We start from the raw sequence: 16,554 nt of genomic DNA on the forward strand, positions 1-16,554 counted from the left end.
AAGCTATTGATGAATATATATACTACTATAATAACGAAAGAATTCAGAAGAAAACAAAATGGATGCCACCTACTTTGTATAGGTTAGCATCCATAGTGTAAACTAAATATTAATGTGTCCAGTTTTCTGGGTACACATCAAAATCAGTCCGTTTTTATATGCTTATTTAATTATTTCTAAATTTATTTTTGCTCTTAATACGCGCAAAACGTGTTCGTCCAAGTCATTTTCATTTATCTCGCCATTTGCCACAGCTTTTTTTACGGCGGCGATGTCATTAATAAAATCTGCCCCGCAAAGCATGTCGGCGCCTGATTTAATCGCAAGTACTGCGGCATTCTTCTTGCCAACAAATTTTTTCACGCCTTGCATTGCCAAATCATCTGTGATGATGACGCCATCAAAACCAAGTTTTTCTCTTAAAATTTTATGAACTGCTGGGGATATGGATGCCGGCGCATTCTTATCCATCGCCTCTACTATGTTGTGTGAGACAAGTACCATAGGCGCTTTTGCCTCGATTCCTGCCTTGAATGGAATAAAATCTTCTTTTTCAAATTTTGCCATCGGTCTTTTGTCACGAACAAGATTTGTGTGGGTATCTTTGTTATTGCCATAGCCTGGAAAATGTTTTAGGACGCTGCCAATGTGCACTTCGTTCATCACGTTTACAACGCTTTTTACATATTCTGCGGTTTCTGCTGGGCTCTTCGCAAAGCTTCTTTTGTATATAAAATCATTTTTATTCGTGGAAATGTCTGCGACTGGCGCAAAATTTAGATTTATTCCTATGCTTTTTAATAAATTTGATTTTTCTTTAGTATCTTTCTTAATTCTATCCATGCTGCCATGTTTATACAGATACTGCGGCGAGGCGAATGGATATTTTCTGAAATTTTTATTCGTGCTCACACGATTGACTGTGCCGCCTTCTTCGTCCACAGCAATGAACATAGCGAGCTTAGAAGCGTTTTGGCACTCTTGAATATTTTTTATTACAGAATTTTTTGTTTTGCCCTTAAAATCCCTTCCAAATAAAATATATCCGCCTAAATTATATTTTTTCGCAAGTGCAGCCGCATTTTTATCTGGGCAGCGCGCGATAAACATTTGTCCAATCTTTTCATCAAGTGACATATTTTCTAATATTTCTTCTTCTTTTGTTTTTTCTAGCACTTTTTTCTCTTCAGCTTGTTTTTTCTCGTCTATGCTTTTTGTTTCATCAGATATTTTTGAATTATTTACTGAGTTTTCTTTAGTTTTTGATTTACACGCTATAAGCACAGCCAAAGCCATAATAAAAACTAAGCTCATTAAAATTTTCTTTTTCATCTTATTTCACATTCCTTACGAGTATTGCCTTGATCTTCACATCTTGTGAACGCCACTTAGTCTCGTACTCGCTGATGAAGTCATCTTGGAACTCATCTACAGCCAAATCATCTGTTTTGAAAATTATCTCGAAGCCTTCGCTTTCAAAATATTTTAGCGATGACTCATAAAGTCCTTGATCATCAGTCTTGAGCCTAATCGTTCCATCACTCTTCAGAATTTTTTTATACATCTTTAATTGATCTGGATAAGTTAATCTTCTTTTGTGCTGTTTGTTTTTTGGCCAAGGATTGGGAAAATTTATATAAATTTCCTCGACCTCGTTCTCTTGGAAGTACTCGTCCACGTTTCTGATGTCAGCAAGGACTAGTCTTACGTTTGATGCATCCTCTTCTTCAAGCATGCGCTTTGCATAAACTAGGCAGCCCTCTTCCATATCGATGCCGACGAAATTTTTATCTTTAAAAGTATTTTTCAGATAATTAATAAAGCTGCCCATGCCTGAGCCAAGCTCTAAATAAATTGGATTGTCATTGCCAAAATCTTCACGCCACTTGCCCTTGTTCTCCATGGGCCTATATCTAAAGATGGGGCTCTCTTTTAGTTCAGGCAGCGCCCACCATTTTTTTCTCATTCTCATTTTATCACCAAGATAAGTTTAGCATATGATGGCTAAAATTGCAAGTTTGTGATATAATATTTATATATGAGGAGGTATAATTATGTTAGCTCTTGTAAGTGGCGCATCTCGAGGCATTGGTAGGGCCATAGCGATTGAGTTTGCCAAAAAAGGTTACGATGTCTGTATCAATTATCATGAACATGGCGATGAAGCGATGGAAATTTTAGAAGAAGTTAAAAAATATTCGAACGGCTTTGTTTATGGGGCAGACGTTTCAAATTATGATGAAGTATCTAAATTAAAGGAAGAAATTTTTAAAAGATATAAAAAAATTGATGTGCTTGTGAATAATGCAGGCGTGGCTCTGACTAAGCTTGTGCAAGAAACGAGCGAAGATGAGTATGATTATGTATTTAACACGAATATGAAGGGCGTATTCAACATGACCAAGGCTTTTATCAAGCCGATGATACATGAGGGCACAGGGGTCATAATTAACGTAACGAGCATGTGGGGCGAGACAGGAGCCGCGATGGAGACTGTTTATAGCGCATCGAAGGGAGCTGTAATCGCTTTTACTAAGGCGGTCGCAAAAGAGGTAGCACCATCGGGTGTTAGGGTGAACGCAATAAGTCTAGGCTGCATAGCAACTGACATGATGAAAGTGTATTCAGAGGCTGAAATTGATATGCTTCGTGATGAAACGCCGCTTGAGATGATTGGAAGCGCAGAAGATGCAGCGAAGGCGGCAGTTTTTCTTGCATCACAGGACGCAAAATTCATTACAGGCGAAGTACTTCGTGTGAACGGCGGATTTTATATATAATTTTACGCATAAACTAAAAAAGATAGGGACTATAAAGTCTCTATCTTTTTTGATATAGCAGGTATCATTTGTTTTTTTCTTGAAAGAAGTCCGTCAACTGTAAACTCGTTATCTACAAGCTCCTTGTCAAATGCTGCGGCGATATTTTCTTTGTATGAGCCTTGCACTAAAACTAGTGAATACTCTTTAAGTATATCAGTTATCATCAAAACAAAAGTATCTTCTTGATTTTTATCAATTGTTTCTCTCATTAAATTTAATAAATCATCTTTTCTCTTTTTCACTTCATCCATATCCATGGTCATGACTTGTGCTACACGAATTTTTTTCTTAGCGATATTAAATGATTTCACGTCCATCTTAAGCAAATCTTCACTCGCCACGTCCTTGATGCTTGCCGCTTCAGTAAACATCTCTATGGCGTAAATGTCTGGATCTATTCCGGCTATCGGAGCAAGAAGCTCTATCATTTTCGCGTCTGTTTTTGTGCTTGTCGGCGATTTTAATAAAAGTGTGTCTGAGATGATAGCTGAGATTAAAAGACCAGCTATGTGCTTAGGAATTGCAATACCATTCTCAATAAACATCTTTGTAATTATGGTTGCTGTTGAGCCTAATGGTTCGTTCCTAAAGTATAGTGGAAGTTTTGTCTCAACGTTGGCAACTCTGTGATGATCGATGATTTCAAGTATTTCAGCTTCTTCTATGTCATCGACTGATTGAGTTCTTTCGTTATGATCGACTAAAATTATATTTTTTCTCTTGTCGCTTAATAAGTGATAGCGGCTAACTGTGTTTATAACTTTGCCGTCGTTGTCCAAAACTGGATAACAGCGGAATCTGTTTTTATTCATCTCTGCTTTAACGTCTGAAACAAAATCTTGTATGTGGAAGGTTTTGATGCCGCCCTTTGTCATCGCATACGATACAGGCACGCTTAGTGGAAGCACTCTCGATGCCATGAAAGAATCATACTCTGTTGATATGATGCTGATGCCTTTTTCCTTCGCCATATTTAATATTTTCTCGCTTATTTTGAAACCGCCAGTCACTATCATGCAAGAAACATTTCTCTTGATAGCGTCCTCTTGAGCGTCCTCTCTGTCTCCGAGTATAACTACATCGTCTTCTTCAATCCTATCTTCAATCATCTTTGGATCCATAGCGTAGATAGCCATGCGGCCAAGAGGTTTTCTGTAACCATCGTTAATTACAGTTCCTTTTAAAACTTCAACAACATTTTTAAATGGTGTATCAGCCTTGCTTAAAACTGTGTCGTCAAAGATGTTTGTGTAAATTTCTGTAATATCTTTTAAACCGATGATGCCACTCATCTTGCCACATTTATCAACGACTATGAGTACATAAGCGTTTTTCTCACGAAGTAAATTTATCGCTTCGTATAGGGAGGCATCCTCAGCTATAAGCACGGCATCATCAAGATCAACATCTTTTAATTTTATTTTCATCGTTGTTAATAGTTTTGGCTCGTCTACGCCAAAATATTTTAAAACGAATTTTGTTTCTTTATTTAAATCTCCAAGCCTAACTGGTCTTGCATCATATTTAGCAAGGCTATTGACAAGGTAGGCATAGGAGATGGCACTTGCAATTGAATCCGTATCAGGAACCTTATGGCCTGAGACGTAAACTTTTTTATTCATTAAATCACCTTCCATATTATATTCATATACTATAACACATTTGAAAGAAAAAATAAAGGATTATGTAAAAAAATTTAAAAAAGTCTTGAAAAAATATTTCGATTGTAGTACAATTAATTGATATACACATAGAAAAGAGGATAATATGTCAAAATCGTATCAAATAAATATGACTGAAGGAAATATACTTCCTAAAATAATAAAATTTTCAATACCTTTGATGCTCTCGGGCATGCTTCAACTGTTTTTTAACGCTGCTGATGTTATAGTTGTCGGTAGATATGCAGGTGATGAGGCCTTAGCCGCAGTTGGATCGACTGGCGCTTTGATAAATTTACTAATAAATTTATTCATAGGTATATCGATAGGCGCGAGCGTACTTATGGGACAAGCAATTGGAGCAAGGGACTACAACGATGCACAAGACTCGCTACATACAGCGATGCTAACTGGTCTTATAGGCGGCATCATCATGATATTTGTGGGTCAAGTTGTTTCAAGACCTATGCTTGAACTAATGCAAACACCAGATGATGTCATTGAGCTTTCATCACTTTACATGAAGATATATTTTATGGGTATGCCGGGCTTTATGCTATACAATTTCGGTGCGGCGATACTTAGAGCAGCTGGCGACACAAAAAGACCGTTATACTATCTATTTGTTTCTGGCATAGTTAATGTCATTTTAAATTTATATTTTGTAATAGTTTTAAAAATGAGTGTAGATGGCGTTGCCTACGCTACAATTATTTCCGAAGCAATATCTGCCATACTTATAGTTATCTGTTTAATGAGAAGCGATGGCTATTTAAATTTAAGTTTGAGAAAGCTTAAAATAGACGGCAAAAAATTTATAGAGATGCTTAAGATAGGTATACCATCAGGTTTTACAGGGATAGTTTTTAGCGTATCAAACATGCTTATACAATCATCAATAAACTCTTTTGGCAAGCTTGTAATGGCTGCGAACACTGCGGCATCTAACTTGGAAGGCTTTGTGTATAACGCGATGAACTCCATCTATCAAACAGCTCTTGCCTTTGCCTCACAAAATATGGGCGCGAAAAAACTTGATAGAGTTGACGATGTTTTGAAAAAGTCCTTGCTTGTAGTGAGCGGCGTCGGTTTATTCTTTGGTGTGGGCGCATATTTACTTGGAGAAATTTTATTAAGATTATATACACCAAATCAAGAAGTTATAGACATCGCCATGCTTAGACTTTTGGTTATAAGCACATCATATTTCTTGTGCGGCATCATGGACGTTTACTCAGGTGTTATACGCGGCATGGGATTTTCATTTACGCCGATGCTCGTATCGATGTTCTTTGTATGCGCATTCAGAGTTTTTTGGATATACACAATATTCGAGCGTTTTCACGAGCAATGGGTTTTATATATCTCATATCCTGTATCGTGGACTATAACCATAATCGCTTATTTCTTTACATATAAAATAGTAAGGAAAAAAGCAAAAGAAAAAATATTAAAGATGAGTTAATTTTAGGCAGTTTTATAGCTGCCTTTTATTTCGATTAGACAAAATATTTTAAGCTTTTAATATATTTTGAAAAAGTCCTTGACAAAGATTAATTTTATATATATAATAGGAAATGAACTTAATAAGTCTCATAAAGAGTGACGGAGGGAATAGGCCCTGTGAAGTCCGGCAACCTGCTAGCAAGGTGCCAAATCCTACAGCGCAGCTGAAAGATGAGAAGATGTAACCTTCAGCTATGAAGGTTTTTTTATTTTATAAGATGCGCCGCGAGATAAATATTTTAAGCAGCTTTATATTAGAAAATATTAAAGGGAGGAAGATTATGTATAAAAAACTATTTACATCTGAATCGGTAACAGAAGGACATCCTGACAAAGTCTGTGACCAAATATCAGATGCGATACTAGATGCGATACTAGAAAAAGACCCAGAAGCAAGATGCGCGATCGAAACAACAGCATCAACTGGATATATTTTAGTATCTGGACAAATAACAACAAATTGCTATGTTGATATACAATCAGTAGCTAGAAAAGTTATAGCAGACATAGGTTATACTAGAGGAAAATTCGGTTTTGATGCAGAAAATTGCGCTGTACTTGTATCAATCGAAGAACAATCTAAGGATATAGCACTAGGCGTTGACAAGGCGCTTGAGACTAAAGAGCACTCAAAAGATAAATATGATTTAATTGGTGCAGGCGACCAAGGTATGATGTTTGGCTACGCTTGTAACGAGACAGAAGTTTATATGCCACTTGCAATTTACTTATCACATAAATTAGCTAGAAAATTAGCAGAAGTTCGTAAAGATGGCACGCTAAATTATTTAAGACCAGATGGAAAAACACAAGTAACTGTTGAATATGACAATGGCAAGCCAAAGAGAGTTCATACTATAGTTGTATCAACACAGCACAAAGAAGGCGTTAGTCTTGAAAAGATAAGAAAAGATATCATCGAGAACGTTATAAAACCAGTTGTTGATCCAAAACTTATCGATGACGAAACAATCATCTACGTGAACCCAACAGGCAGATTCGTTATTGGTGGACCAAAAGGTGACACAGGTTTAACAGGTAGAAAGATTATCGTTGACACATACGGCGGATACTGTAGACATGGCGGAGGAGCCTTCTCAGGAAAAGACGCTACAAAGGTTGATAGATCAGCATCATACGCAGTTAGACACGTTGCTAAAAATTTAGTAGCAGCAGGTCTTTGCGATAAATGCGAAATTCAAGTTTCATACGCAATAGGTGTAGCTAAGCCAATATCCATAAACGTAGATACCTTTGGCACAGGCAAAATCGAAGAAGCAAAAATATTAGAGATAGTAGAAAAAGTATTTGACCTTCGTCCAGCCTTTATCATCGACTACTACGATTTAAGAAGACCAATCTTCCACAAGATTAGTAACTACGGCCACTTCGGACGTGACGACATAGATCTTCCTTGGGAAAGATTAGAAAAAGTTGATGAAATAAAAAAACTTCTAAAAGAATATAAATAATTAAAAAATATTATATATATAATAAGAAGAGAACTATGAGTAATTGCTCATAGTTCTTTTTTGCGTTAATATTAATTTTAATGTTTTTCGTGCGAGTATCTTAAATTAAGAGTCTTTCTAAGCGTGTCAATGAAGGCATCAACATTGTAATTGTTAGGGAAGGGAAGAGTACAATCGATGGCAGATTTATTTTCATTTGCCTCATCAAGCACATCAAGTGAACAAATTTCTATACCTTCTTTAGTACAGATCTCTTTAAACTCTTTATTTTGAAAATTTTCGCTATCAAAAAGCATATAAAATCTACAAGATTCTCTCTTATTTAAAAAATCATTTAAACCCCTTAGATTAATTAAAGTGACAAGACCGATGATTGTTGCAAAAATCGCTCCTTTGTAATAACCTATGCCGACAGCAAGACCATTGGCAGCGCAAAGCCAAAGAGTCGCAGCAGTAGTTAAGCCCTTGACAACATCCTTCTTTTGTAGTATAGTGCCTGCGCCTAAAAAACCTATGCCACTTATGACTTGACCTGCAAATCTCGTTGCGTCCCAAGAACTATCGCCATAAAAAGCTTTAAATCCATCGACAGATATAAGCATGATAAGGCAAGAAGCGACAGAAACTATGATGTGAGTCCTAAGACCAGCCGCTCTATGTTTTCTCTCACGTTCAATACCGATGAGCGAGCCTAAGAGAGCCGCAATCAATAATCTTGCTAATATAATTAATGTATTCATAAGTCCACCACCCTTTCGAGTATTATAGCATATATATATAAAGGTAAAGAATATATAAAATATAAAAATAATTTAAAATTTTGCAAATAGTAAAGATAGAAAATATTTAACAATTTTTTTTATAAAGAACACAAAATTTTTTTATTCTTTATATTATACTTATATACTTATATTTTTAACCATAAAATTTTATGGTATTGTGATAAATCAAATTATTTTCTTAATTTGTGATAATTTTACTTGACAGATGATTTCATAAGTTATATAATGGCAAATAATTATTAAAACATAGTTATTATCACGATTTTCGTAATAATATATTTTAGAAATCGTAAGATTTATTTCTAAGAAAGAAGGAGAAATATGAAAAAAGGAAGGAAATTACTAGCCTGTTTAGTATTAATAGTCATGGTGCTAAGCCAAGTACCATCAAATTTACTAGTACGAGCAGAAGAAGGAACAGAAACAAAGTACAAATTAAGCTTCGAGCTTGAAAGAGATGCGAGTGCATTGAACGAAATTTATCAAAAGCATGATGAGGCTGAGGGTCAAAGTGAAAAGGCTAGTGATAAAGAGACCGCTGGCAAAGCAGATGCAAATAAAGATAACGAGACAGTTGTTGATTTAAGCCAAGAAGAAGAAGCTGAAGAAAAAACTGAAGAAAATTCATCTGAAGAAACAAAGCCAGTAGACGAAGCAAAACCAACAGAAGAATCAAAACCGATAGACGAAGCAAAGCCGGTAGACGAAGGACTTGCTGGAGATGAATCGAATCAAGCAGATGAAGACGAGGCAATAGTATTGCCATCAGGCGGAGGCGAAGGCTCTGCGAAAGAAAAGGCAGAAGAAGTAAAGGACCTAAATATCACATACACACTTCACATAAAAGGCGAAACTGAAAAGACTATGGAAAAGATAATCACTTATTCAGTAGAAAAAGCTGATTTTGTGGGAGATTTAAAATTCGAAGGCATTGAAGCGCTAAGCAATGAACTAGAAGTAAAGTACTATAGCAAAGAAGACGGATCAAGTTTTGACGAGAAATCTGAAAATTTTGATTTGTATTTAGAAACAAACTCAGAAAAAACTGTATTAGAATTACCAAGAATAGGCGAAAAAGAAGATTCACTAAGAGTAAAGGAAAGTAATTTTGAAGAAGCATTAGAAATAAGCGAAGAAAAAGTTAATGAAGCAGTGGGCAATCCTGATGCCACAGAAGTTTACCTAAATGGAACAAGCGGCGATGATACAAAGGACGGAAGCAAAGAAGAAAATGCTGTAAAGACATTTAAAAAGGCTAAAGAATTAGCTGGCACAGACAAAAATATTATAGTTATTGGCACAACAGATATCTTTGGTGATATTTCTCTTGAAGGAGCAAATCAAAAAGTAATTAGAGGAGAAAAGTTTAATGATTTTCTATTTAGAGTAGCTGAAGGCACTGAAGCAAGCTTAAAAAATATTATCATAGATGGTAATTCTGATGTAAACAAAAACATTGGAAAGTCATTAATTGAAGTAAAATCAGATGCAACACTTAATATAAATGATGGGGCTATTTTAAAAAATAATAAAATAAAAGCTATAGAAAATACTGCTACAAGAGGCGGAGCAGTAAATGCGACAGATGCGACTATAAATATGATTGGTGGTTCTGTAGAAAAAAATCAAGCTACTTATGGTGGAGGTATTTATTTATATAAAACTACAATGAATTTTTCTGGTGGCGTTGTTCAAAATAATGAAGCTAAAAGAGTTATTGACTCTGCGTATGGCGGGGCAATTTATTCAGCAGGTGGGGGCATCATAGCTAGTGGTGCAAGCACGATAAACTTCTCTGGAGATGCAAAAGTTTTAAATAACTCTGCCGATGAAGTCGGTGGAGGAATAAGTTTAGGAACAAGACAAGTTGAAGAACAAAATAAGCTTTACATGACAGGCGGACTTATTGATGGAAATATTGCTGGAGCTTCTGGCGGAGGAATATTTATACAATGCAGGCTATTTAACAGTGGTAAATCTGTTGCTTATATTTCATCTGGTAGAATAACTAATAACAAAATGAGCGGGACCGGAAAAACAGAGATGGCTTTTGGCGGAGGCGGCATTTACGTTAATGGCTTCCCTGCTTCATGGGACTATGAAGGCAATCATTATTATGGGGAAAATGGTGAGTTATATTTAACAAATGCAATAATAAGAAATAATATGTCGGATTGGGAAGGAGCTGGATTTGCTGGTTGTCCTATATCAAAAACAGATTTTTTTGTAAATAATGGCGTCGCTATATATGGTAATAGAGTCTTAAAAGAAAGTCATACAATAAAATATAAAGGAAAAAATATAACATATTATCATAGGGATAAAGGAGAGACAGTTTATTTATTATCAAGTAAGTTTTATATGTCTCATAGTGGACAAGCGGAATACAAACTTGATAAGAGGATGTTAGGTGGAGCACCATACGATTGGAAAAAAGTAATAGGCTCTGAAATAATTCCTTTGCCAGATAATGAACTAGAAGCGACATTGCCAGAAAATTCTGAATTAGCATTAAATTCAAACGATAAAGCCAATGAGCTTACACAAGCCTTAGGAAAGGTAATCATTGAAGGAAATTATTCAGCTACAAGAGGAGCTGGTATTGGAAGTAACGGTACAATAAAATTTGGGACAGAGGCTCCTACTACTGAAGTTTCTGTTGAAAAGAAATGGAACGACAACGATGATGAAAAGCAAAATCGTCCTGAAACTATTACCGTAAACTTAATTGCTATTTATGGTGGACAAGAATATAAAGTTGATTCAGTTGTATTAAACAAAGATAATAAGTGGGAACATAGTTTTAAAGATTTACCTACAATTAACGATGGAAAACCAATAAATTACACTGTAAAAGAAGAAGTTGTTACTGGATATAGTTCTAAAATAACAGGTTCAGAAGCTGATGGCTACACAATCACAAATAGCTACTATCCACCAGAAGAACCAGAGAAAGAATACAGAGACATCTCCGTAGAAAAAGCTTGGGATATAAGAGGCATGAAGCCTATTAGCCATATCGAAGTAGAGCTATATAGAGATGGCGAAGCTACAGGAAATACTCTAGTCTTAAGCGAAGCGAATGGCTGGAGCGGAAGCTTCAAGAACTTAGAGAAAGCATCTGATGGCGGACACATCTATAAGTATAGTGTAAAAGAAATTGGCGAAAAGTTTTACACTGTAGAAATATCTGGCGAATACTACGAAGTTATATACAGAGGCAATATGGATAGTGGCTTCACTATAATCAATAGAGAAGAGCCAAAGAAGCCTCAAAGAAGAGATATAAGAGTTAGTAAAGTGTGGGACGTTACAAATGAACTACCAGTTGATGAAATTCAAGTTGAGCTATACAAAGACGGAAGAGCAACAGGAAATGTGATCACGCTTAGCGAGGCCAACGGCTGGATGGGACACTTCGAAGACCTACTTGCTTATGATGCAGAAGGCGTTAAATACGAGTACAGCGTAAAAGAAGTTGGCGAAGCATCGCACAAAATCAACATCTTAGGCACTAAATACGAAGTCAGCTACGAAGGAGATATGAATTATTCATTTGTAATCACAAACAAAGAAAATATTCCACCTAAGAAAAAGATGGAGATTAGAGTAAGTAAGACATGGAGAACAAGCTCAAAGACAGAAGCAGTTCAAGTAGAATTATATATGGACGGAGCTGCTACAGGTAAAGTTATAACTCTTAGCGAGGATAATGGTTGGAGCGGAGTATTTACTGAACTTGAGACAGAAGACGCAAGTCGTATCCGACACATATACACAGTTAAAGAAATAGGCGAAACTTTTGGTCAATACAATATTGGGGAAAGAAAATTTACTGTTACTTATGAAGGAAGTATGGACGCTGGCTTCAACATAGTAAATAGTGAAGAGATACCAAAAGAAAAAGATGAGAAGTCGAAAGACAAAGATGAAAAGCCAAAAGATAAAAACACAGAAAATGAAAAACACATAATACCAAAGACTGGTGTTGAAGAAGGAACTTTATCTATAGTCTTAGCACTAGTTGTTCTAGCCGGACTATTATTTGTAAAGAAAAAAATTACTAAGAGTAAAAGTAAATAGATTTTAGAAAATATCTGCTAGGCGATTTGCTTAGCAGATATTTTTTATATTTTATATATGATAAGAAAGAACTATGAGTGGAGTGCTTATAGTTCTTTTTTATTTTGAAAAAGGCTGGATGGCGTATGACGAGCGATATGTATATCGCGCCAATCGTTTTAGGCCAACATTGATTTTTGCAAAATTATAATCAAGACAAAACGATTTAGCAAAAATATAAAAAAATTTTAAATATTTATAAAAAAATGCTTGACATTTGTCTTGACTTATTATATAATTATAAATTGCATAATTAGGATTTAAAATGGGTTTTTATTCTCAAAATCTTAGTTTAGGGTACGACATATAGTAGGTTATTTTTATAAGGGGTGAATATTTGGATGCTACATCCTGTTGAAAACGGAAAAAGAACTAGAATGAGTTATTCTAGAATAAAAGAAGCTTGCGAGATGCCAAATTTTATTGAGGTACAAACTGCATCGTTTGACTGGTTCTTAAAAGATGGTTTAAAGGAAGCTTTTGATGACATATCACCTATTGATGACAATGGTGGTAGCTTAGTATTGGAGTTTGTTAACTACAGTATAGGTAAAGAATTAAAATATACTGAAGAAGAGTCTAGAATAAAGGATACAAACTACAGTGCTCCTCTTAGAGCAAAGGTTAGACTAATTAATAAAGACACTGGAGAGGTTAAAGAGCAAGAAGTATTTATGGGAGATATACCTATCATGACTGACAAGGGTACTTTCATAATCAATGGTGGAGAAAGGGTTGTTGTTTCGCAAGTCGTTCGTTCACCAGGCTGCTACTATAAGAAGGAAATCAATAAGAACGGCGAGCTTGATTACAGTGCAACTATCATACCAAACCGTGGTGCTTGGCTTGAGTTTGAAACTGATGCAAGTGGCGCTTTATATGTAAAGATTGATAAGAACAGAAAAGTTATCATCACATCACTTCTTAGAGCTTTAGGAATTGTTTCTGATCTTGAAATTGTTGAAACATTAGGCGAAACTAATGATTTATTGACAACTCTTGAAAAAGATACTGCAAAGACTCAAGATGAGGCTTTGATTGAAATCTACAAGAGATTAAGACCAGGCGAACCAGAAGCTGTAGATAGTGCTAAATCACTACTTAATAATCTATTCTTCGACCCTAAGAGATACGACCTAGCAAAAGTCGGAAGATATAAGTTCAACAAGAAGTTATCTATAGCAAGAAGGATTGAAAATCACAAGCTTGCAGTAGATGCAGTTAACCCTATCACAGGCGAATTAATTTATGAAAAGGGTACTCTTCTTGATAGACCTATGGCGCAAAAGATTGAAGACAATTTTGTCAATACCATCGACATAGTTTTGGACAATGGTGAAGAGATCAGAGTCGTAGGTAATAACTTTGTTAAGCCAGAAGCTTTTGATACAAAAGTTAATTTTGAAGAGCTTGGACTTAAAGATAAAGTTTATGCACCATTAATGCATGAACTTATGGACGAAGCTAAGGATGATGAAGAGCTTAAAAACTTAATTATAGAAAATATAAAAGAAATATCTCCAAAGAGAATTGAAATTGACGACATAATAAGTGCTATCAACTACCAATTCAACTTAATGCGCGGCGTTGGTCAATTTGACAACATCGACCACTTAGGTAACAGACGTGTAAGAAGCGTTGGTGAACTTTTACAAAACCAATTCAGAATCGGTCTTTCCAGAATGGAGAGAGTTATTCGTGAAAGAATGACTACACAAGATCCTGAAGCTGCTACTCCACAAAGTCTTATCAATATAAGACCAGTAGTTGCATCTCTTAAGGAATTCTTCGGTTCATCACAACTTTCACAATTCATGGACCAAACTAACCCTCTTAGCGAGTTAACTCACAAGAGAAGAATGTCTGCTTTAGGACCTGGAGGACTTTCAAGGGACAGAGCAGGATTTGAAGTAAGAGATATTCATAACTCGCAATACGCTAGAATGTGCCCAATCGAGACACCAGAAGGACCAAACATCGGTCTTATCACATCACTCGCATCATTTGCAAGGATCAATGAATATGGTTTTATCGAAGCTCCTTATAGAAAGGTAGAAAAAGGCACAGGAAGAGTTACTGATGAGATTGAATATATAAGCGCAGATGTTGAAGATGAGTGCATCATAGCTCAAGCAAACGAACCAATCGATGATAAAGGATATTTCAAAAACGATATCATAGTTGCTAGAAGTAAGGCTGAAAACGATACTTTGATGGACATGTTCAGAAAAGAAGAAATCGATTACATGGACGTTTCACCTAGACAAATAGTTTCAGTTGGTACAGCGATGATACCTTTCTTGGAAAACGACGACGCGAACCGTGCGCTAATGGGTTCAAACATGCAAAGACAAGCAGTTCCACTACTTATGACAGAAGCACCAATCGTTGCAACTGGTATTGAGTACAAGGCTGCTAAGGACTCAGGTGTATGTGTTGTTGCTAAAAATGACGGTATCGTTAAAAAAGTTGATGCGAAGAGCATAGTTATAGAAAATAAAGACAAAAATATTGATTCATATAAATTAATCAAATTTACAAGCTCCAACCAAGGCACTACTATTAACCAAAGACCTATAGTTCAAGCGGGAGAAAAGGTTAAGAAAGGCGATGTTATTGCTGACGGACCAAGCACTAACCTTGGTGAAATGTCACTAGGCAAGAACATCTTAGTAGCGTTTATGACTTGGGAAGGCTACAATTACGAAGACGCGATATTAATTAACGAAAGACTTGTTTATGAAGACGTATTGACATCTATTCACATAGAAGAATACGAATCAGAATCAAGAGACACAAAGCTTGGACCTGAAGAGATAACTAGAGATATACCAAACACTAGTGATGAACTTCTAAAGAACCTTGACAAAGACGGTATCATAAGAATTGGTGCTGAAGTTAAGGCTGGAGACATCTTAGTTGGTAAGGTTACTCCAAAGGGAGAAAAGGATTTACCTGCAGAAGAAAGACTACTAAGAGCTATATTCGGAGAAAAATCAAGAGAAGTAAGAGATACATCTCTTAAGGTGCCTCACGGAGAAGCGGGCATAGTAGTTGACGTTAAGGAATTTACAAGGGAAAATGCTGACGAGCTTGCTCCTGGCGTAAATAGAATGGTTAGAGTATATATCGCTACTAAGAGAAAGATATCCGTTGGGGACAAGATGTGCGGTAGACACGGTAACAAGGGCGTTATTTCAAGAATACTTCCTGAAGAGGATATGCCATACTTACCAGACGGCACACCACTACAAATCCTACTAAACCCAATGGGTGTACCATCTCGTATGAACCTTGGACAAGTACTTGAAGTTCACTTGGGTATGGCAGCTAAAAAGCTTGGTATGTACGTTTCAACACCTGTATTTGACGGTGCAAACGAAAACGATATACTTGAAGCACTTGACAAAGCAGGATATCCAAAGAGCGGTAAGATTTATCTAAGAGACGGTAGAACAGGAAAATTATTTGACAATCCAGTTACAGTTGGTTACATGTATATGCTAAAGCTTCACCACTTGGTTGACGAAAAGATCCACGCAAGAAGCATTGGACCATACTCACTAGTTACTCAACAACCACTAGGCGGTAAAGCACAATTTGGTGGACAAAGATTCGGGGAAATGGAAGTTTGGGCTCTTGAAGGTTATGGTGCAAGCCATGTTCTTCAAGAAATACTAACTGTTAAGTCCGACGATATCAACGGCCGTGTTAAGACATATGAAGCCATAGTTAAAGGAAAGAATATTCCAGAACCAGGTATACCTGAATCATTCAAGGTATTAGTAAAAGAACTTCAAAGTTTACTTCTTGACGTTAAGGTACTTGACCAAGACGATAACGAGATGGAACTTGATGATGAAGATGATTTCATGAACGAAAGAGAAATCATTGCAGGCGACTTCAAGAGCATGGATACTGATTACAAGGATGATGAGGAATTTGTTAACTTCTTCGATGAAGAATCATCAAAGGGCTTAAATGACGATGATGACGAAGAAGATTTTGATGATGAAACAGATGAAGACCTTGAAGAAGATATAGAAGAAAATTTAGATGAAATAGACGATATAGATGAAGAGGATTTGAACATCGACGACGATCTAGACATAGGTAGCGACATTGACGAGATTGATGAAGACCTAGATCTAGATGACGATAGTTCTTTGTAGAAAGACAAGGAGGAAGG

At 36.1% G+C, this 16,554-nt stretch carries 10 protein-coding genes and 1 riboswitch; of the genes, 6 read left to right on the forward strand and 4 right to left on the reverse strand.

The features are described 5' to 3' along the window. Positions 1 to 5: 5 nt before the first annotated feature. Positions 6 to 101 (forward strand): IS3 family transposase, encoded by a 96-nt coding sequence (locus AC2UOP_RS04235; protein WP_484832815.1) that lies wholly within the window; start codon positions 6 to 8, stop codon positions 99 to 101. A 61-nt stretch (positions 102 to 162) separates the two neighbouring features. Here AC2UOP_RS04235 and AC2UOP_RS04240 read toward each other — a convergent pair whose 3' ends face one another. After that, entirely contained in the window at positions 163 to 1,332 is a 1,170-nt protein-coding gene (locus tag AC2UOP_RS04240) for a glycoside hydrolase family 3 N-terminal domain-containing protein (protein ID WP_484832749.1), read from the reverse strand. Position 1,333: 1 nt separating this feature from the next. Continuing rightward, positions 1,334 to 1,966 carry a tRNA (guanosine(46)-N7)-methyltransferase TrmB gene (gene trmB / locus AC2UOP_RS04245; protein WP_484832750.1) on the reverse strand — a complete coding sequence of 211 codons (633 nt, stop codon included), beginning with the start codon at positions 1,964 to 1,966 and terminating at the stop codon, positions 1,334 to 1,336. A gap of 88 nt (positions 1,967 to 2,054) precedes the next feature. On the opposite strand from trmB, the gene ymfI reads away from it, so the two are divergent. Further along, positions 2,055 to 2,780 carry an elongation factor P 5-aminopentanone reductase gene (ymfI, locus tag AC2UOP_RS04250; protein ID WP_484832751.1) on the forward strand — a complete coding sequence of 242 codons (726 nt, stop codon included), beginning with the start codon at positions 2,055 to 2,057 and terminating at the stop codon, positions 2,778 to 2,780. A gap of 29 nt (positions 2,781 to 2,809) precedes the next feature. Here ymfI and AC2UOP_RS04255 read toward each other — a convergent pair whose 3' ends face one another. Beyond that, a complete protein-coding gene (locus AC2UOP_RS04255; RefSeq protein WP_484832752.1) occupies positions 2,810 to 4,444 on the reverse strand; it encodes a putative manganese-dependent inorganic diphosphatase in 1,635 nt (544 codons plus the stop codon). A 145-nt stretch (positions 4,445 to 4,589) separates the two neighbouring features. On the opposite strand from AC2UOP_RS04255, the gene AC2UOP_RS04260 reads away from it, so the two are divergent. Continuing rightward, the gene (locus tag AC2UOP_RS04260) at positions 4,590 to 5,948 is read left to right on the forward strand and encodes an MATE family efflux transporter (protein WP_480019070.1); all 1,359 of its coding nucleotides are present in this window, start codon (positions 4,590 to 4,592) and stop codon (positions 5,946 to 5,948) included. A gap of 125 nt (positions 5,949 to 6,073) precedes the next feature. Further along, positions 6,074 to 6,167: riboswitch (SAM riboswitch) on the forward strand. A gap of 103 nt (positions 6,168 to 6,270) precedes the next feature. Beyond that, positions 6,271 to 7,461: a methionine adenosyltransferase gene (metK, locus tag AC2UOP_RS04265; RefSeq protein ID WP_070598822.1), complete on the forward strand. Its 1,191-nt coding sequence runs from the start codon at positions 6,271 to 6,273 to the stop codon at positions 7,459 to 7,461. Positions 7,462 to 7,538: 77 nt separating this feature from the next. On the opposite strand, the gene AC2UOP_RS04270 is transcribed toward metK, so the two are convergent. Next, the gene (locus AC2UOP_RS04270; RefSeq protein WP_484832753.1) at positions 7,539 to 8,201 is read right to left on the reverse strand and encodes an MgtC/SapB family protein; all 663 of its coding nucleotides are present in this window, start codon (positions 8,199 to 8,201) and stop codon (positions 7,539 to 7,541) included. Positions 8,202 to 8,564: 363 nt separating this feature from the next. Here AC2UOP_RS04270 and AC2UOP_RS04275 point away from each other — a divergent pair, with 363 nt between their 5' ends. Next, a complete protein-coding gene (locus AC2UOP_RS04275; RefSeq protein WP_484832754.1) occupies positions 8,565 to 12,326 on the forward strand; it encodes a Cna B-type domain-containing protein in 3,762 nt (1,253 codons plus the stop codon). A gap of 380 nt (positions 12,327 to 12,706) precedes the next feature. Beyond that, positions 12,707 to 16,537, forward strand: a complete 3,831-nt coding sequence (gene rpoB / locus AC2UOP_RS04280) for a DNA-directed RNA polymerase subunit beta (protein WP_484832755.1) — start codon at positions 12,707 to 12,709, stop codon at positions 16,535 to 16,537. The last annotated feature ends 17 nt before the right edge of the window (positions 16,538 to 16,554 follow it).

The organism is Fenollaria sp., assembly GCF_057222035.1.